The organism is Acidovorax sp. K2F (genome assembly GCF_025246485.1).
In the GTDB taxonomy this organism is placed as follows: Bacteria; Pseudomonadota; Gammaproteobacteria; order Burkholderiales; family Burkholderiaceae_C; genus Acidovorax; species Acidovorax delafieldii.
In genome coordinates this window covers 1-18,858 of the sequence record NZ_JAOBSQ010000027.1, presented here as the reverse complement: position 1 = coordinate 18,858, position 18,858 = coordinate 1, and the positions used below count along the sequence as shown (strand labels likewise).

The 18,858-nt window shown below is 65.5% G+C and carries 12 protein-coding genes and 1 pseudogene; 9 read left to right on the top strand and 4 right to left on the bottom strand.

What is annotated here, in order from left to right; translation table 11 throughout:
• Positions 1–179 precede the first annotated feature (179 nt).
• Entirely contained in the window at positions 180–782 is a 603-nt protein-coding gene (locus N4G42_RS08715) for a hypothetical protein (RefSeq protein WP_056061799.1), read from the bottom strand.
• Between the two features lie 51 nt (positions 783–833).
• Positions 834–2,459, bottom strand: coding sequence for a methyl-accepting chemotaxis protein (locus N4G42_RS08710; protein ID WP_260666884.1), 1,626 nt, complete (start codon positions 2,457–2,459; stop codon positions 834–836).
• Positions 2,460–2,831: 372 nt separating this feature from the next.
• On the opposite strand from N4G42_RS08710, the gene N4G42_RS08705 reads away from it, so the two are divergent.
• From N4G42_RS08705 to N4G42_RS08670, 8 genes and pseudogenes are all read left to right on the top strand, one after another.
• On the top strand, positions 2,832–4,061 hold the full coding sequence (locus tag N4G42_RS08705; protein ID WP_260666883.1) for a PepSY-associated TM helix domain-containing protein: 1,230 nt from the start codon (positions 2,832–2,834) through the stop codon (positions 4,059–4,061).
• Complete coding sequence (locus tag N4G42_RS08700; RefSeq protein WP_260666882.1) at positions 4,058–4,318, top strand: hypothetical protein; 261 nt, start codon at positions 4,058–4,060, stop codon at positions 4,316–4,318. The genes N4G42_RS08705 and N4G42_RS08700 overlap by 4 nt, the downstream gene beginning before the upstream one ends.
• 25 nt (positions 4,319–4,343) lie before the next feature.
• The gene (locus N4G42_RS08695; protein WP_260666881.1) at positions 4,344–6,566 is read left to right on the top strand and encodes a TonB-dependent receptor; all 2,223 of its coding nucleotides are present in this window, start codon (positions 4,344–4,346) and stop codon (positions 6,564–6,566) included.
• A gap of 184 nt (positions 6,567–6,750) precedes the next feature.
• A complete protein-coding gene (locus tag N4G42_RS08690; protein WP_260666880.1) occupies positions 6,751–7,488 on the top strand; it encodes a DUF4198 domain-containing protein in 738 nt (245 codons plus the stop codon).
• Positions 7,489–7,651: 163 nt separating this feature from the next.
• On the top strand, positions 7,652–9,793 hold the full coding sequence (locus N4G42_RS08685; RefSeq protein WP_260666879.1) for a TonB-dependent siderophore receptor: 2,142 nt from the start codon (positions 7,652–7,654) through the stop codon (positions 9,791–9,793).
• Positions 9,794–9,927: 134 nt separating this feature from the next.
• Complete coding sequence (locus tag N4G42_RS08680; RefSeq protein ID WP_260666878.1) at positions 9,928–12,123, top strand: TonB-dependent siderophore receptor; 2,196 nt, start codon at positions 9,928–9,930, stop codon at positions 12,121–12,123.
• Between the two features lie 447 nt (positions 12,124–12,570).
• Positions 12,571–13,538, top strand: a pseudogene (locus tag N4G42_RS08675) (porin).
• A 278-nt stretch (positions 13,539–13,816) separates the two neighbouring features.
• Entirely contained in the window at positions 13,817–14,539 is a 723-nt protein-coding gene (locus N4G42_RS08670) for a formylglycine-generating enzyme family protein (RefSeq protein WP_260666877.1), read from the top strand.
• Between the two features lie 33 nt (positions 14,540–14,572).
• On the opposite strand, the gene N4G42_RS08665 is transcribed toward N4G42_RS08670, so the two are convergent.
• Positions 14,573–15,349, bottom strand: coding sequence for a hypothetical protein (locus N4G42_RS08665; protein ID WP_260666876.1), 777 nt, complete (start codon positions 15,347–15,349; stop codon positions 14,573–14,575).
• Positions 15,350–15,519: 170 nt separating this feature from the next.
• The gene (locus N4G42_RS08660) at positions 15,520–16,956 is read right to left on the bottom strand and encodes an NAD-dependent succinate-semialdehyde dehydrogenase (RefSeq protein WP_260666875.1); all 1,437 of its coding nucleotides are present in this window, start codon (positions 16,954–16,956) and stop codon (positions 15,520–15,522) included.
• Positions 16,957–17,034: 78 nt separating this feature from the next.
• On the opposite strand from N4G42_RS08660, the gene N4G42_RS08655 reads away from it, so the two are divergent.
• Entirely contained in the window at positions 17,035–18,207 is a 1,173-nt protein-coding gene (locus N4G42_RS08655; RefSeq protein ID WP_260666874.1) for a pyridoxal phosphate-dependent aminotransferase, read from the top strand.
• Positions 18,208–18,858: the final 651 nt, after the last annotated feature.

Below are 18,858 nucleotides of genomic sequence, written 5' to 3'. Positions count from 1 at the left end.
GGCGAAAAGCGCACGCGTCTCAGTCAATCGACCGGTCGCCGCAACTTGCCACAGCCGGACCAAAGATGCTGCTGACGCCCTACCAAAGGTCTTTAGCCGCTATCTAAAAGATAGCCAAAGTCGCTTTAGCAGCATCGCACGGACGCACTGAGCGAAGCGTGCAATGGGGTCGATGGCGTTCAGTTCATGCTCCAGGTTCCGTCATAGAGCTCGGCCCTCAGACCCAGCTCCATGATCTGTGCAGTCAGGGTGCGTACCGAATGTCTGGCCTTGTCGCCTTCCGGGTCATTGGTTTGCGTTGACTGCGCAGCCCGGAAGGGGCGACCGACGTTGCGTCCCCACACACCGCGCCAGCGCGCCATGTTGGTTGTTTCCAGCGACACTGCATTCAAAGACTCGATGTAGATGTATCCGGTGGTCATCACTTCCTGGATGCTCTCGCGTTCGGCAGCGCTTGGGCTTGTGATTTGTTCGCTTTGCAACGCCACCATCACAACGCCGATCAACCGTGTCAATGACGCGGACGTCTGCACCGAGAGATCCACCAGTCGATGGACCTGATCGTTAAGACCGGCATCGCACCCCGCTCGGTTCGCGCCGAACCTGTCTACAGAAACGATGGCCAGTGTGCCGGACATGGCCGTCAGCATGTGGGATGCCAATGCGAACAGGTTCACGATGCCCAGCGGGCCTTTGCGCTGCTCAGGGCTTTCCACCTTCGGCAAATAGTCAAACTGCCGCGCGAAGAGCTCTTGGATGAGGCGTGGGGACTCTTCAGTCATTGCCGACTTTCGGGCCTTGGAGGCGGATTGGGCCAGTACGGGCGCAGCGGGTCAGGCTGCATAGCCAAGACTGGGCCGCCGCTCGTGGCTGACCGAGGCAGTGCCCGACCGCTCTTCGAGCTTGAAGATTTGCACCGCCCGCGTCAGCTGCTGGGCCTGCATGTCCAGACTCTGGGCGGCCGCCGCGCTTTCTTCGACGAGCGCTGCGTTCTGCTGTGTGACCTGATCCATCTGATTCACAGCTTGGCCGATCTGAGACACGCCGGAGCTCTGCTCAGAGATGGCAGCGCTGATCTGCCCCACAACCTCCGTCACACGCTGGATGGCGCCCACCACCTCGTCCATGGTCTGGCCCGCCTGATCCACCAGCTGGGTACCGGCAACCACCTTTTCCACGCTTTCGCTGATCAATGCCTTGATCTCCTTGGCGGCCGTGGCACTGCGCTGCGCAAGGTTGCGCACCTCAGTGGCCACCACGGCAAACCCGCGCCCTTGTTCACCCGCTCGCGCGGCCTCAACAGCAGCGTTCAGCGCCAGGATGTTCGTTTGAAAGGCAATGCCGTCAATCACGCCGATGATGTCGGAAATCCTGCGTGAGCTGTCGTTGATACCCCGCATGGTGTCCACTACCTGCGATACCACTTTGCCGCCCTGGGTGGCCACGGTGGTTGCGTTCATGGCCAACTGGTCTGCCACCTTGGCGTTCTCTGCGTTGTTAAGGACCGTGGTGCTGAACTGCTCCATGGTGGCGGCCGTCTGCTGCAGGGCGCTGGCCTGCTCTTCGGTACGGTGGCTCAGGTCGATATTTCCACGTGCAATTTCCGAAGTGCCCATGGCGATCGAATCCGAAGCACCGCGCACCTTGGCAACGATGTCCGCCAGGTTCTGCTGCATCGCGCTCAGAGAAGCCAGCACGCTTCCCTGGATGGCACTGTCGGCCCCATCCATTTTCGACAGATCCCCGTCCGCCACGCGGCGTGCTGCATCGCTGAGCACATCGGGCTCGGCCCCCAGCGCACGGGACAGGCTGCGTGTGATCAGGTAGCCGGAGATCAGAGCCACCAATGCTGCCATCAAAGCAAGGGCCACCAAGTAGGTGCGCTGCGCGGCCATGTCCGACTCAGATTGCTGCACAAGCTGGCCTGATCGCTCGTCGGTGACAGCCTGGTATTCATTGGTCTTGGAGACCAGCGCGGCCAGCAGAGGGCGGCACTTCTCGTTGATCATGGTGATGGCCTCATCCCGCTGGCCATTCAGCGCCAGATCCACGATCTTCAAAGCCACAGGGCTGTAGGCGTGTTCGATCTTGTCGATGTCGTCCACAAGCGCCTTGATGTGCGCCGGCACATGGCCTGCCACCGCCATTTCTTTCAATCGAGCCAACCGGTCCTGAACATCAGCATGGGCTTTGCTCACCGCGAACTTCTCAGCAGCGCGTTCTGATTCCGAGGTGACTATCACCAGGTTACGCGCCGCAATGGCACGCCGGTTGACGGCCGACTGCACGTCTTTCGCCAGATGGGCGCGGGCATTGATGCCGGTGACGTAGTCGTGGAACAGGTCCTTCTGCTTTGTCATGTCATAGATGGCAATCCCAGCCACCAGCAGGATCAGGGTCACCATCAGGCCGAAGGCCAGACTCAGTTTTCTACGGACGGTCATTCGGTTGCGGTTCATGGCATATCACCTTGTTCATTGATGCGGCTCAATTTTTGATGAATTTATCATTTTCGTCAATTTATTTTTATCAATTCAAGGACGCCATAGCCATACAAAAGTCAAATTCGCAAAATCACAGCATCTGATCGGGAATCATTCGCATTTACGGGATAAAATTTGGCTACCGCAAGCCAAAGCCCTTTCTCTCGGCTGCAGCCAGCTCCCTCCGTCATCAGATGCATTCGGGTTGCCTGGCTTGAAACACTCCTTTCTCTCTGATCCTTCCGGCATGGCCGGCGCTTTGCGTCTGGCTCTTCAGTGCGTGCGTGCGCAGCGCTTTGAAACTCAAAGCCCTTGCGGTAGCAAATCGCTCAACAAGGTTCTCATCCCATGCTGAGCCCCACCGCCCTGCGCCGCTGGAGTTGGACCCACAAATGGTCCAGCCTGGTGTGCACCGTCTTCATGCTGCTGCTGTGCATCACCGGCCTGCCGCTGATCTTTCACCACGAAATCGGCCACCTGCTGGGCACCGAGGTCGAGGCGCCAGCCATGCCCGCCAACACGCCGCGCGCGAGCCTGGACCAGGTGTTGGCCACGGCAAAAGCGCTGCACCCGGATCGTGTGGTGCAGTTCGCGTCGCATGCGGAGGACGATGACAACGTCTGGTTCGTCACGCTCACGCCCACCCCGGCGCCCACCGATGACTTCCGCTCAGTGGCGGTGGATGCCCGCACGGCCCAGGTGCTGGCGCAGCCACGGTTTGACGAAGGCTTCATGTACGTGATGTTCAAGCTGCATGTGGACCTGTTCGCGGGGCTGCCGGGCAAGCTGTTTCTGGGCTTCATGGGCTTGCTGCTGCTGGTGGCCATCGTCACCGGCGTGGTGTTGTATGCGCCGTTCATGCGCAAGCTGGCGTTTGGTGAGGTGCGGCGGGATCGGTCCACGCGGGTGAAGTGGCTCGACCTGCACAACCTGCTGGGCATCGTCACGCTGGTGTGGGCGTTTGTGGTGGGTGGCACGGGCATGATCAACACGTGGGCCGACCTGCTCGTCAAGTACTGGCAGTACGACCAGCTCTCAGTGCTGCTCAAGCCGTATGAGGGCCAGCCCATCGTGCCCGCTGCCGAGCGGGGGCCGCTGCAGCAAGCGCTGGAGGTGGCGCAGGCCCAGGCGCCGGGCACCAAGCTGTCGTTCATTGCGTTCCCGGGCACGGCGTTTTCCAGCCCGCACCACAACACGTTTTTCCTGCGCGGCAACGAGCCGCTCACCTCGCGCCTGCTCAAGCCCGTGCTGGTGGATGCGCGCACGGCGCAGGTCACAGCAGCGCCCCAGCTGCCGTGGTACCTGACTGCGCTGCTGGTCTCGCAGCCGCTGCACTTTGGCGACTACGGCGGCATGCCGATGAAGATCCTCTGGGCGCTTCTCGACATTGCCACCATCGTGGTGCTGGGCAGCGGGTTGTACCTGTGGTTGCGCAAAGGTGCGCAGGCGGGCAGCGCCAGCAACGCCAGTACCAGCACCGCCACGGCGGCAGCCACCGTGCACGGCCACACCGGCCTGCCGCCAACGGCTGCCGCACGCACTGGCGGCGCGCTGCCAAGCACGGAGGGCCGCGCATGAAGGCGAGCCCTTTCTGGTCGCTGTGGGGCTGGCCCATCGTGATGGGTGTGCTGACCACCACCGGCCTCATCACGGCACTGGTGTCTGACACCTGGGGCGACTGGTGGTCGTGGGTGGGTCTGGGCATTCCGGTGGTGGTGATGGGCTGGACCTGCTGGCCGCGCACCACGCCAAGGGCCACTGCGCAACGCGCCCATGACAAACCCCACACCGATGCCGACGAAGCGGGCACCAACGCCAACGCCACGCCACTCTGAAAATTCCCCGCACCTTCACCACGCCATGCGCAATTCCCATTCCCCTCGCCGCCCTACCCTGACCCCAGCCGCACTGGCCGCCGCGTTGCTCTTCACACTGGCCGCGCCCGCCGCTTGGGCGCAAGCGACGGCCAGCGGTACCGAGCCCGACGGCAAAACCCTGTCCACCGTCACGGTGAACGCCAGCGCCGACGCATCGGCGCAAGGCCTGTCGCCCGCCTACCCCGGCGGCCAGGTGGCCCGTGGGGGCCGTGCGGGCATCCTGGGCACCAAGGACGCGATGGACACGCCGTTTTCCATCACCAGCTACACCAACGAACTGATCCAGGACCGCCATGCCCGCAGCGTGGGCGATGTGCTGCAGAACGACCCCACGGTGCGCGTGGCACGTGGCTTTGGCAATTTTCAGGAGGCGTTCTTCATCCGGGGGTTCATCCTCGATTCGGACGACACGGCCTACAACGGCCTGTACAGCCTGCTGCCGCGCCAATACATTGCCACCGAGCTGTTCGAGCGTGTGGAGGTGCTGCGCGGCGCATCGGCCTTTTTGAACGGCGCCAGCCCCAACGGCGGCGGCCTGGGCGGCAGCATCAACCTGCTGCCCAAGCGCGCGCCCAACGAGCCTTTGAACCGCGTGACCTTTGGCGTGGCCAGCGGCGGCCAGACGCAGGTGGCGGCCGACATTGCCCGGCGCTTTGGGCCCGATGGCAATACGGGCATCCGCGTGAATGCTGCTGCCCGCAATGGCGGTACGTCGGTGGACCACGAAGACGTGCAGCTCGGCCTGCTGGCCGTGGGCCTGGACTGGCGCAGCCGCGATGTGCGCCTGTCGGGCGACATCGGCTGGCAGGACCACAAGCTCAAGAACACCCGCACCAACGTCACGCTGGGCAGCGCTGTGACCACGGTGCCGAGCGTGCCCGACAACCAGACCAACTTTGCCCAGCCCTGGAGCTACTCCAACGAACGCGATGTGTTCGGCACGCTGCGTGGCGAGTGGGACCTGTCGCCCAGCACCACGGCCTGGGCTGCGGCGGGCGCGCGCCGTGGCGAAGAAGCCAATTCACTGGCCAACCTCACGGTGACCAACGCCGCCAGCGGCGCCGCCACCACCTACCGCTTTGACAACACCCGCAAGGACAGCGTGAACACCGGCGAGCTGGGCCTGCGTGGCAAGCTGCAGACCGGCAGCGTTGGGCATGAATGGGTGGCGGTGGCGTCGCACTACGACTTCGAAAAGAAGAACGCCTACGCCATGGATTGGCGCAACACGCACGCCACCAATCTTTACAACCCCATAGCCACCAACCTGCCCGGCTTCAGCGCCAACACCCTGTTTGGCGGCGACCTGGCCAATCCCCTGCGCACCGGCAGCACGCGCCTGTCCAGCTTTGCGCTGGGCGACACGATGGCGTTCATGGACAACCGCCTGCTCTTCACCGTGGGCTTGCGCCACCAGAAGATGGAGATCGCCAATTACGACTACGGCACCGGGCTGCAGACCGACCGCTACGACCAGAGCCGCACCAGCCCGCTGCTGGCCGCTGTCTACAAGGTCAACAAGGGCCTGTCGGTGTATGCCAACTATGTGGAAGGCCTGAGCCAGGGCCAGACCGCGCCCAGCACGGCGACCAACCGTGGCGAGATGCTGGCGCCCTATGTCTCCAAACAAAAGGAAGTGGGCATCAAGTTTGACGCCGGCCGCGTGGGCGGCAGCGTGGCGCTGTTCTCCACCACCAAGCCGCGTGCGTTTTTGAACACGGCCAACCTCTTCAGCACCAGCGGCAAGGACAGCCACCAGGGCATCGAGCTGGCCGTGCAAGGCGAGGCCACCAAGGGCCTGCGCCTGCTGGGCGGCCTGACCTGGCTGGATGCCAAGCAGCTGACCACCGGCGCTGCCGCCACCGACGGCCAGCGCGTCATCGGTGTGCCCAAGCTGCAAGCCAACCTGGGGGCGGAATGGGACGTGCCCGGCGTGCCGGGCCTGGCCGTGGACGGCCGCTGGGTGCATACGGGCGCCAGTTATGCCAACGCCACCAACACCCTGCGCGTGCCCGGCTGGAACCGGCTCGACGTGGGTGCCCGCTATATGACGGAAGTGCAAGGCAAGCTCGTTACGCTGCGCGCCCGCATCGACAACCTGACCAACCGCAACTACTGGGCCTCAGTCGGCGGCTACCCCGGCTCGGGCTACCTGGTGGTGGGTGCGCCGCGCACCTTGTCGCTGAGCGTGAGCGTGGACTTCTAAAGCGGCACCCCGCGCCACACAGGCACTGCCAAGACCCATTTCAGGGTCAAAAAGCCACCCAGCGCTTATCCAACAAGCGCAGGCAGCTATCAAAAAATGAGTCTTTTCCCCTGTAGCGCCGGGGGTGTGGAGCACTGCGCTCCGCTGTTTTTGCTGTCACTAAACCACCGAAAGGAAAACGTCTATGCCCTCGAACCAACGCCTCCGAGCCCCGCTGCTGTCCGCCCTGCTGGCCTGCGCCGCGCTCACTGCGGTGAACTCTGCCCATGCCCACCAGGTCTGGCTCGAAAACGCTGGCGGCCAAGCACGCCTGCACTTTGGCGAGTTCAACGAGAACCTGCGCGAGACCTCGCCGGGCCGGCTGGACCAGTTCAAGGGTGTGCCCGCACTGGAACAACAACGCGCGGGTGCCGCCGCCCAGCGCGTGGAAGGCCAGCTCGCCAAAGACGCTTTTGTCTACGCCACCACGGGAACGCCCGACACGCTGTTCGCCGCCGCCAGCTACCCGCTGATCGACCGCAGCAAGCGCAACCTGCCGGCCATGATCTGGCAGCCCTCGGCCCGCTGGGTGGCCAGCCTGGCCAAGCCCGTGGCACCCACCGCGCCGCTGGACCTGGTGCCCACCGGCAAGCCCGGCGAGCTGAAGGTGGTCTACAAGGGTGCGCCGCTGCCCAAGGCCAAGGTGCAGCTGGCCGCCCCGTCGGGCTGGACGCGCGAAGCCGAGGCGGGTGAAGACGGCACGGTGACCTTCGTCACCCCCTGGAAGGGCCAGTACGTGGCCGAGGTAAAGCACAGCGACAAGACCCCCGGCGAAGTGCAAGGCGAGAAGTACGGCGAAGCCAGCTACGTGACCACGCTCACCTTTGTGCTGGCCGACGGCATGGCGTCGCCCGCCCTGCCCGAGCCGCCCAAGGCCCACTGAGCCCCGGCTGCCGCCACCGCCGATTTGCTAGCCGCACAAACCACCGCCCTCTCGCGGCGCGTGGTACTGCCTTGGCACGCTCGGGCGGCTGGCATTCATATCACTAAAAATGGGCTGTAACGCTTTACGTAAGAGCGCCGACAGCTATTAATTCGATAGCGCCATGATTCACCCCAATCTCTTGCGCACCGCGGTGGCGCAAGCCGCACTGCTGGCTGCATACGGCACCGCGTTCGCGCAGAACAGCACAGCACCCGCACCGGCCCCCATGCCCGCCCACGCTCCTGCAGCCGCCCCCTCCTTGCGCCAGGTCGATGTCATCGACTCCACGGCAGGCGAAGCCGCCACGCCCGCACGGCGTGCGCAAAGCAGCTCGCGCCTGGGCCTGTCGGTGCTGGAGACGCCGCGCTCGGTCAGCGTGATCGACAACGCGTTGCTGGAGCAGCAGATGGCCACCACCGAGCGCGATGTGCTGCGCAATGCCTCGGGCGTGTCGTCGCGCAGCGAGTACTACGGCTCGTACTCGCAGTTCTCCATCCGGGGGCTGTGGGCCAACAACACCTATAACTTCCTTCGCGACGGCGCCAAGTTCATCCACCTGCTGGACCCACCGCTGTTCAACATCGAGCGGGTGGAAGTCATCAAGGGCCCGGCCGCCCTGGAGTTTGGCCAGGTCGCGCCTGGCGGCCTCGTCAACTACGTGAGCAAGCGGCCCCAGGCCGAAGCGTTGCGCACCGTGAAGATCGGCGCAGGCAGCCATGGCTGGCGCAGTGCCGAGTTTGACCTGACCGGCCCGCTCACCACCGATGGCACGCTGCGCTACCGCCTGGACGGCGGCGCCAGCCGGGGCGGCAGTTTTGTGGATGGCAACACCCCGCGCAAGCAAGGCATTGCGGGCAGCCTGGAGTGGCAGATCACGCCCGACACCGTCTGGCGCGCGCAGGCCGAGACCCAAAGCATCGACGGCACTTCGACCTCCGGTTTGGCCGTGCCCGACCCCAAGAATCCACGCAGCGCGGACGTGCTACCGGTGGGCGCGTTCTACGGCGAGCCCTGGTTGAAAACCGACGGCCATCTGCGCTTTTATTCCACCGAGCTGCAGCACCGTTTTTCGGACCAGCTGGAAGGCCGCGTGCATCTGTCGCGCAACGAAACCTTTCGCAACGTGAACATCGTGTCGCCCATGGGCCCGGTGACCAACGGCCGCGTGCCGCGCACCTACTGGATGGCGCCGGGGCAAAAATACACGTCGGACACGGCTCTGGCCGAACTGCGCGCGCAGCTGCAGACCGGCGCGGTCAAGCACACGGTGCTGGCGGGCCTGGACTGGCGCGCCATTGCGGGCTTCTATGGCGCGCGCACCACAGGCAACCTGGGCGCTATCGACCTCTACAACCCCGTTACAGGCCTGTTGCCACCCGTGGCCTCCACCGGCGTGGGCAAGCTCTCCTCCGACGCCCGCAACACCGGTGTGTTTGTGCAAGACCGGATGGTGCTGGGCGATTTCGGCCTGTTGCTGGGCCTGCGCCACGACCGCTTCAAAGACGCCTACACCACGCCCGTCACCGACGTGAGCAAGACACAGCCGAGCGCGGCGATCAGCTGGGAGCCTCGCCCGGGCAGCATGCTCTACGCGAGCCATGCGCGCTCGTTCCAGGCCAACTCGGGCACGATGGTGTGGGGCGCGCAGTCGGCCGCGCCCTCAGAGGGCAAGCAGCTGGAGGTGGGCTGGAAGCAGGAATGGCTGAACCAACGCCTGATGACCACCGTGTCGGCGTTTGACCTGGAACTGACCAACGCCCCCGCCACCGACCCGGCGCACCCCGGCTACTCGGTGCTCACCGCACGCCAGCGCATCAAGGGCATCGAGCTGGAGCTGCAGGGCCGCATCACGCCCGGCTGGACGGTGACGGCCAACGCCAGCTTCCACGACCCCAAGGTGCTGGCCGACACCACGGCCGGTGCCAACGTGGGCAACCGCGTCGAGCGGGCCACGCGCCGCAACGCATCGCTGTGGACACAGTACCGCCTGCCGCAACTGCCCGGCCTGTGGGTGGGTGGTGGCCTGGTGCACCAGGGCGACAAGTTCACGGCCAACGACAACAAGTGGCGCCTGCCAGGCTACACCGTGGTCGACCTGGCCGTGGGCTACCACTTTGCGGGTGGCGTGCGGCTGCAGGCCAACCTGAAGAACGCGGGCAATCGCCGCTACTACATCGACGGCACCACCACCGCCGCCGGTTTTGGCGCCGTGGTGCCCGGCACGCCACGCAGCCTTCAGGTGTCGCTGGACTACACGTTCTGAAGACCAGCGCCAAGGCTGCGCCTGTCCCATCGCCAGCCCCGAAAGCCAAGCGCTCCTGGCACTCCAGGCGCGCCACGCGCCGTGCCTGGCCTTCGGGCCCGCCCCCTTTTTTCAACCATCGGAGAAACAGCACCATGCAATCTGGCATCACCGTTTGCCGCACCGCCATCGCACACGCGGCCCTGCTCGCCCTGTGCGGCGCGGCCCATGCGCAGCAGGCCACCCCCACAGCCACCACCGCCCCCACCGCTCCCACGGCGCCCGCTGCAGAGAAAGCCCTGGCCCCCGTCACCGTGAGTGCGGGCGCCGAGCAGGAAAGCCCCACCGCGCCGGTCACCGGCTTTGTGGCCAAGCGCGCCCTGAGCGCCACCAAGACCGACACCCCGCTCATCGAAACCCCGCAGGCCATCAGCGTGATCACCCGCGACCAGATGGAGGCCCAGGGCGTGCAGACGCTGCGCCAGGTGACGGCGTACACGGCAGGCGCCGTGTCCAACTATTTCGACAGCCGCGTGGATAGCTTTGCCGCACGCGGCGGCACGGTGAGCCAGTACCAGGACGGCCTGCTGCGCACCTACGGCACCTACAACACCAGCCGGCCGGACCCGTACACGCTGGAACGTGTGGAGTTTCTGCGCGGCCCCACCTCCGTGCTGTACGGCCAGGGCAGCGTGGGCGGCGTGCTCAACCTGACGAGCAAACGCCCCCAGGCAGACACCCTGCGCGAGGTGCAGGTGCAGTTGGGCAACAACGCACGCAAGCAGATCGCCGCCGACCTGACGGGCGCACTCGACCAGGACGGCCAGTGGCTCTACCGCCTGGTGGCCGTGGGCCGAGACAGCGGTACGCAGGTGGACCATGTGGACGACAACCGCGTGGTGTTTGCGCCATCGCTCACCTGGAAGCCCAATGCCGACACGTCGCTGACGCTGCAGGCGCTGCACCAGAAGGACCAAAGCGGCTCGCTCATTGGCTTCTTCCCGTGGCAAGGCACGCAGCTGCCCAGCCAGTACGGACAGATTCCGCGCAACACCTTCATCAGCGAGCCGGGCTGGGACGCGTATGACACCAGCAACAACTCCTGGGGCTACCTGTTCAGCCACCGTCTGAACAGCGACTGGACAGTGCGCCAGAACCTGCGCCGCACCGTGAGCGAGGTGGACTACCGCACCATCTACACCAGCTTCACCGCCAACGCTGGGACCGGCCGCCCTGCGCGCCCCGTGTTCAACAGCGACAACCGCACGCTAGTGCGCGATGCAGTGTGGAACCTCAACACCGGCCGCATGCTGCTCATCGACACGCAGCTCGAAGGCAAGCTGCAGGCGGGCAGTACCGCGCACACAGTGCTCGCAGGCCTGGACGTGCAGCGCAACCACACCGGCCAGCAGGCCTGGCGCGCGGTGGCGTCGTCCATCGACGTGTACAACCCCGTGTACGGCAACTTCACACCGCCCACTGCGGCGCAGCTGGTGCGCCAGCCCAGCGTGGTGCAAAAGCAGCTGGGGTTCTACGCGCAAGACCAGATCCAATGGGGCCGCTGGACGGCCACGCTGGGCCTGCGCCATGACAGCGCCCAGACCGATACCGAGGGCCGCCCTGCCGCTGCCGTGGACGACAAAGCCTGGACCAAACGTGCGGGCGTGACGTACCAGATGGACGGCGGCTGGGCGCCGTATGTGGGCTATTCCGAATCGTTCCAGCCCCTGGGCGGGCTTGACGCGTACGGCACCCCTTACAAGCCGCAGCGCGGTGAACAGTGGGAGGCGGGTGTGAAGTGGCAGCCGCCGGGCCAGGGCATCAGCGCGTTTGCCGCTGTGTACACCCTGCGCGAAAAGAACCGCAAGACCACCGACCCCAGCAACCCGCTCAACAGCCTGCAGATCGGCGAGGTGAAGGTCAACGGCTTCGAGGCCGAAGTGCAGGCCAGCCTGGCGCGCCAGTGGGACTTCACGCTGGCCTACGCCTTCACCGACGCCCAGATCAGCCGCAGCAACGCAGGCGACCAGGGCCAGGCCGTGGCCGGCGCGCCCCGGCACACCGCATCGGCCTGGCTGAGCCACCGCTTTGCAGCGCAGGGGCGTGGCGGCTGGGTGGTGGGCGCGGGCGTGCGCTACACCGGCTCGCAGTGGACGGGCACCAGCGCCATCACCACCCCGGCGGCCACCCTGGCCGATGCCATGGTGGCCTACGACGCTGGCGACTGGCGCGTGGCCTTCAACGTGGTGAACCTGACCGACAAGGTGCATATCACCCAGTGCCTGGCACGCGGGGATTGCTTCTACGGACAGGCGCGCACCTACACGCTGACCTCGACCTACCGGTTCTAGGGGCCCGTTGACGATCCCTCAAGGGGTCGTCGCCCACTCCACAAACCCCACCAGCCGCCCTGCAGCGCCTGCAATCCTCGCGGCCCTTGCAGCGCCTTCACGGCGGCAGCAGCCCGGGCACTGCGGCACGCCGATGGCAGCCCACGTGGGGCTTGCGCTGCATTCGCGACCTTGACGGGGGTGCCGGGCTACGCACCGGGTCGGTTCTGGCGTGCCTTACCAGAACCATGTTGCGCCGCAACGACATCTTGATGACAAAAAGGTGTTTACCCCGCTGGCGGCCAATCACGGCGGCCAGTAGCATCCCCCTCCGTTGCAAAGTGCAACGATCACATCACCACAGGCATCAAACTTGCTTGTAGCGGCGGCCCGAAGGCATCACCCCTGTGCGTTTTTGGCCGGTGATTATTTGTCGTCAAACAAAATTTGATTTAAGGAACCTCGCGAATGAAAACATTGAACCGCTGCGCCCTCGCCGCGCTGGCCCTGGTGGGTACGTCTGCTGCCTTTGCACAGAGCAGCGTCACCCTGTACGGCCGGGTCACACGACCTTCGAACACCAAAAAGACGGCGATGTCTCCAAGACCGGTCTGTTCAACAACTCCTCCCGCTTCGGCTTCAAGGGCCAGGAAGACCTGGGCGGCGGCCTGATGGCTGGCTTCCAGCTGGAAAGCGGCTTTGACTCCAGCTCCGGCGCTACCGACTCGCGCGGCATTTTTGCCCGCCAGAGCGAAGTGAACCTGTCCGGCGGCTTCGGCATGGTGCGCCTGGGCAACTTCACGTCCGAGTCGTACTACGCCACGGCCGACTTCATCAGCAACCACAACCACGACACCGGCTCGTCGGCTGACGCCCTGTACGCCTACCCCGCCCGTGACATCAACAAGATCGCTTACCGCACCCCCAGCCTGGGCGGCGCAACGTTCGAAGCCGGCTGGGCCCAGCACGAGCAGCCCAGCGGCACCGGCGGCAAGAACAGCATGGACCTGGCTGCCAACTACGAAATCGGCAAGCTGGGCTTGGGCGCCGGTTACTCCAAGCTGGGCGACCAGAACCAGTTCGCAGTGCGCGCTTCGTACTCCACCGGTCCCTTCGTGATGGGCGCCTACGTGCAACGCGACAAGAACGTGTTCATCGCCAACGGCGGCAACCGCACCAACCTGCGCCTGTCGGCCGCCTACATCATGGGCGTGTCCGAGTTCCACGTGAACGTGGGCCGTGCCGGTAACTACTCCAACGTGTCCAACAGCGCCGCCACCCAGTACACACTGGGCTACAACTACAACCTGAGCAAGCGCACCAAGATCTACACGTACTACACCCGCATCAACAACAGCCAGGCTGCCACCTACGGCGTGTCGGCTCCGGGTAACGACTTCAGCTCCTTCGCCGTGGGCGTGCGCCACAACTTCTGATAGCACCCCACACGCTGCTGCCCTGACTGGTGGGAGGGCAGACACACAGCCAATTACCCCGCACTTCTTTGGAGTGCGGGGTTTTTTATGCCGGCGACCTGCCGGATGCAGCGCATAGCCCTATTGCGGACGCAGAGCCAACCACCCAACCCGGCGCACCCAAAAACCTTCAGCCGTTCCATATCCAGCCCCGCCCGCAGGCTTTTGCCGCGGCAGATACTCTGCGCTACACGGGCCGGGCAATGACCACCTGACCGTGAAACGGGGAGCACAGGACCATGCCGACACCGCGCCACGCAGCCATCGCCACCCTGGCGTTCTGGGCCCTGGCTGCGTCTGCCCAGCCCCCAGCGCCCGTGGTGCTGGACGACCTGGGCGGCCTGCGCATTGACAAGACCGAAGTCACCATCGCCCAGTTTGCGCGCTACGTGCGGGCCACCGGCACCACCACCCGTGCAGAGCGCGAAGGCGGCGGTTTTGAATACGTGAGCGGCTGGCAGCGCCGCGCGGGCTGGACCTGGCAGCGCCCCGACGGCTCACCGCCCGACACCGACCAGTTGCCCGCCGTGCACCTCACCCACGCCGAGGCCCAGGCCTACTGCCAATGGGCGGGCGGCCGCCTGCCCACCGCCGCCGAGTGGCGAACCGCCGGCTTTATCGAGCTGCGCAGGCAACCGCCCGCGCCCTGGGTGCGTGGCACCACCTACCCCTGGACGACGGGCCAGAGCCCGCAGGGCGCCAACACCAGCGACCCCGACCCCTGGCCCCGCGCCGCGCCCGTCAATGCCACTGCGGCCGGAGTGAACGGCCTGCACGACATGGGCGCCAATGTGTGGGAATGGGCGGCCGATGCGCGCGGCGAAGAGCGGCGCACGATGGGCGGGTCCTGGTGGTATCCCCCGTCGCAAATGCGCGCGGATGTCGAGGCCTGGAAGCCTGCGGACTTTTACGCGGTGTATATCGGATTTCGCTGCGTGTACGACCCGGTGAAACAGCCCTGAGGGGACCGCAGCACCGACTGAGAGGGCATCCTCTCAATGCCCGCCAAACCGCCCCACTTGCCGCAGCCCGCCCGTCAGGCCCCACAGCGATACGCACCAGCCGTCACACCCTTCCGACACCACCAGCCCCGGCAGGTCGTTGCCGTCGATGTCAACGTAGCTGTCGGGCTTGCCGGGTACCTCGCCCATGTAGGCATAGCCGCCACTGCCACGCACAAAAACATGGTGCCGCTGGGCTTCGTAAAAAGCATTCGGATCGCGCACCACCCTGCCAGGCACCACCACGGTGGTGCGTGCACCCTGGGGCTGCTGAACCGTGCGTGCCCAACCCCATTGGAGCTGGCGGCGCAGCGCACCAAACCGGCGGTCGTCCGACTGCAAAAACAACTGCAGTGCTCCCAGCTGCTCGGCATCGGGGCTCCCTACCACCCACTGCGGCGTGCGCGGCGGCGTGAGGGCGAAGAGCCGGTACTGCCGGGTATCTGCCTGCGGCACCGGACCTTGCACGGTCATGCCTGCAGCGTAGGATTCTTCCTGCCCGGCAGACTTCGGCGGCAGTTCGGCCTTGCACTGGTAGCGGGTGCCTGCTTGCAGCGCAAACACCGGCGCGCCGGCATTGCAGTGCCGTGCCAGCTGCTGCAGGTGCGCGGGGTTCTCAAAATGAGCCCACACCGGACCATCGTCGGGCGACAGCCAGGCAAAGAACAGTCCGGGCCGCTGGATGGAGCCTTCTTTGTCCATGCCCGCCCAGGCAGGCGGCACGCAGGAGGCCAGCGCAGCGATGAGGGCAAGGCATTGTCGGGACAGCATGGGCGGTGCACTCCTGAAATGGCGGATGCTCGGTAACAGCCACCTGAGGTGGCCGTAGCTCTGTAGCGGCCCACCATTGTGCCGCCACGTTCAGTCTTCCAAATGCAAAAAAAAGCCCCCGATGCCCATGGCACCGGGGGCCTGTGACCAAGGAGCAAAGAGCGCGATGGTTACACGTTCATGATCGACACCAGGCGCGTGTTCAGGTGCGCCTCGATGGCCTCGGGGCCGCCTTCCGAGCCATAGCCCGAATCCTTCAGGCCGCCAAACGGCAGCTCGGCTGCAGGTGCGGCGGCCTGGTTGATCCAGAGCATGCCCACTTCCAGGCGCTGGGCCAGCAAATGAGCGTTCTTCAGCGACGAAGTGAAGGCATAACCGGCCAGACCAAACGGCAGCCGGTTGGCTTCGGCAATGGCGTCTTCGATTTGGGTGAAGCCACGCACGGCAGCCACGGGGCCAAAGGGCTCTTCATTCACGATGCGGGCCGACAGGGGCACGTCGTTCAGCACCGTGGGCTGGAAGAAGTTGCCTTCGGTGCCGATGCGCTCACCGCCGGTCACCAGCGTGGCGCCCTGCTGCACGGCGTCAGCCATCAGGTCGGCCATGGCGGTGATGCGGCGGGGGTTGGCCAGCGGGCCCATCTGCGTGCCGGCCGTGAGGCCATCGCCCACCTTCAGGCCCTGGGCGTATTTGGCGAAAGCGGCCACAAAGTCGGCGCGGATGCTTTCGTGCACCAGATAGCGAGTGGGCGAGATGCACACCTGGCCGGCGTTGCGGAATTTGGCGCCGCTGCCGATCTTGATGGCCAACTCGAGGTCAGCGTCTTCGGCCACGATGACCGGGGCATGGCCGCCCAGTTCCATCGTCACGCGCTTCATGTGCTTACCCGCCAGCGCGGCCAGCTGCTTGCCCACGGGCGTGGAACCCGTGAACGTGACCTTGCGGATGATGGGGTGCGGGATGAGGTAGCTGGAGATTTCAGCCGGGTCGCCATAGACCAGGCCCACGGTGCCAGCGGGCACACCGGCATCGGCAAACGCGCGGATCAGCTCGGCCGGGCTGGCGGGGGTTTCCTCAGGCGCCTTCACCAGGATGGAGCAGCCTGCGCCCAGGGCAGCGGCCAGCTTGCGCACGACCTGGTTGATGGGGAAGTTCCAGGGCGTGAACGCGGCCACGGGGCCCACCGGGTCCTTCAGCACCATCTGCGTGGCCTTGAGATTGCGCGAGGGCACGATGCGGCCATACACACGCAGCGATTCGTCAGCAAACCATTCGATGATGTCGGCGGATGCCATGGTCTCGACCTTGGCCTCGGCCAGGGGCTTGCCCTGCTCTTGCACCATGATGGCGGCTATTGATTCGGCGCGCTCGCGCATCAGGGCGGCAGCGCGGCGCATGGTCTTGGCGCGCTCGGCGGCGGGCATGTCGCGCCAGGCTTCAAAGCCCTTTTGTGCGGCGTCCAGCGCGCGGTCCAGGTCGACCTTGGTGGCGTGGGCCACACGGCCGATTTCCTTGCCCGTGGCGGGGTTGAACACGGCAAGGGTCTTGCCTTCGGCGGCGTCTTGCCACTGGCCTGCGATGAAGAGCTGGGTGTTGGGATAGGTCATGAGCGTTGGGGTCAGCCAAAAAAATCAAAAAAACGACTATACGCCTGCGAAGATGGCTGTGTATTTCAAGGAGATTGCATGCGAGAAGTAGTCCAAAGCCTCGAAGAGTCGCGCATCCGCGAAGTGGCCAACGAAGGCCTGGGGCGCAGCGATGTGCTGAAGTTCTGGTTTGGCGAGAGCGACGAGGTGACGCCGGATTTCATCCGCGACGCGGCCATTGCGTCGCTGCAAAAGGGCGAGACCTTTTATGCCCATAACCTGGGCCTGCCCGAACTGCGCCACGCGATTGCGGGCTACATGCACGGCCTGCACCCGCAGCAGCACACCGATGCGTGGTTCGACCGCATCGCAGTGACGTCCGGCGGTGTGAACGGACTGATGGTGGCCGTGCAGGCGCTAGTGGACGCGGGCGACGAAGTGGTGCTGGTGACGCCCGTGTGGCCCAACCTGGTGGCGCAGCCACGCATTCTGGGCGCACAGGTGCGCACCGTGCCGCTGGTAGCGGATGCAGACGGCGCGTGGCGCCTGGACATGGGTGCGCTGCTGGCCGCCATCACACCCGGCACGCGCCTGCTGGTCGTCAACGCCCCCAACAACCCCACGGGCTGGACGCTGACGCGTGAAGAGCAAGCCACCATCCTGGCGCATTGCCGTCGCACGGGCACCTGGATCCTGGCGGACGAGGTGTATGAGCGGCTGTACTACGCGGGCGACACGGCCAACGGAGCCGCACCCAGCTTTCTGGACGTGGCCGAGCCCGAGGACCGGCTAGTGGTGACGCACAGTTTTTCCAAGAGTTTTCTGATGACCGGCTGGCGCCTGGGCTGGCTGGTGCTGCCGCCGTCGCTGACGCATGCGGTCGGCAAGCTGATCGAGTTCAACACCTCGTGCGCGCCGGTGTTTGTGCAGCGCGGGGCGACGGTGGCGCTGCAGCGCACGGATGAGGTGACGCCTGCGCTGGTGGCGCATCTGAAGACCTGCCGGGACACGCTGGTGCCGCTGCTTGCCAATGTGCCGGGGGTGTCGGTGGCCACGCCGCGTGGGGGGATGTATGCGTTCTTCCACATCGACGGGAATGACGACTGTCTGACGCTGGCCAAGCGGCTGGTGCGGGAGGCGGCGTTGGGGTTGGCGCCGGGCAGTGCGTTTGGGGGGGAGGCGTCGGGGTGGTTGCGGTGGTGTTTTGCGAGTCGGGATGTGGGGAGGTTGGAGGAAGGGGTGGGGAGGTTGAGGGGGTGGTTGAAGGGGTGAGCTGGGGTTTTTGAGCCTTTTTGGCCGCAGGCGCTAGTGGGATATGCGCTGGTAGCTATGCTTTTTGAAGTGCCCACCATCCATGCAAAGGACTGTGTGCCCGGTTAACGGCATGCTTTGATGGAGGGCGGAGGCCGGGAGTCGCCCGGCGTGCGAGTCCCTTTCTTTCGCGTCGCCGAAAGAAAGGAACCAAAGAAAGGGCGACCCCACTGTCTGCGTCCCCGCCGCTGCGCGCCGGGGCAACCTGCGGTGCTCGGGTTTGGCGGGGTCTCGCTCGAACTCGCTTCGCTCAGACAATCGCGAGCCCTGATCCGCCAAACCCTGCGCTCCTCGGCACATCCAGAGGGGCAAAGGGGGCAGAACATCCACACGTGCCTTTGCTTCGCTCGGCCGCATCTCGCGGGCGCAGGCGCCGCGCGCTGCGCAGGCCAGGCCGAGCGCAGCAATGGCCCGAACGGATGTTGGCTGTTCGGCTGCCCCACCCCTGCTGGCTGCGCCTGCGGCGGGGCGGTTGCGGGGTGGCACGCGCGTCGCAGCGCGCGTGCTTCGTGAACTGACTCGCCGCAGTTGTTTGAACGAAGCGCGCCAGCGCGAAGTGAGTTCTGCGGCGCACCCCGCAACCGACACGACGCAGGTTTGCCCCTTCGCTCC

Coding starts and splice junctions, on each gene's coding strand:
- N4G42_RS08655 (WP_260666874.1), top strand. CDS start 17,035: ATGCGAGAAGTAGTCCAAAGCCTCGAAGAGTCGCGCATCCGCGAAGTG.
- N4G42_RS08715 (WP_056061799.1), bottom strand. CDS start 782: ATGACTGAAGAGTCCCCACGCCTCATCCAAGAGCTCTTCGCGCGGCAG.
- N4G42_RS08660 (WP_260666875.1), bottom strand. CDS start 16,956: ATGACCTATCCCAACACCCAGCTCTTCATCGCAGGCCAGTGGCAAGAC.
- N4G42_RS08700 (WP_260666882.1), top strand. CDS start 4,058: ATGAAGGCGAGCCCTTTCTGGTCGCTGTGGGGCTGGCCCATCGTGATG.
- N4G42_RS08705 (WP_260666883.1), top strand. CDS start 2,832: ATGCTGAGCCCCACCGCCCTGCGCCGCTGGAGTTGGACCCACAAATGG.
- N4G42_RS08680 (WP_260666878.1), top strand. CDS start 9,928: ATGCAATCTGGCATCACCGTTTGCCGCACCGCCATCGCACACGCGGCC.
- N4G42_RS08690 (WP_260666880.1), top strand. CDS start 6,751: ATGCCCTCGAACCAACGCCTCCGAGCCCCGCTGCTGTCCGCCCTGCTG.
- N4G42_RS08665 (WP_260666876.1), bottom strand. CDS start 15,349: ATGCTGTCCCGACAATGCCTTGCCCTCATCGCTGCGCTGGCCTCCTGC.
- N4G42_RS08710 (WP_260666884.1), bottom strand. CDS start 2,459: ATGAACCGCAACCGAATGACCGTCCGTAGAAAACTGAGTCTGGCCTTC.
- N4G42_RS08695 (WP_260666881.1), top strand. CDS start 4,344: ATGCGCAATTCCCATTCCCCTCGCCGCCCTACCCTGACCCCAGCCGCA.
- N4G42_RS08685 (WP_260666879.1), top strand. CDS start 7,652: ATGATTCACCCCAATCTCTTGCGCACCGCGGTGGCGCAAGCCGCACTG.
- N4G42_RS08670 (WP_260666877.1), top strand. CDS start 13,817: ATGCCGACACCGCGCCACGCAGCCATCGCCACCCTGGCGTTCTGGGCC.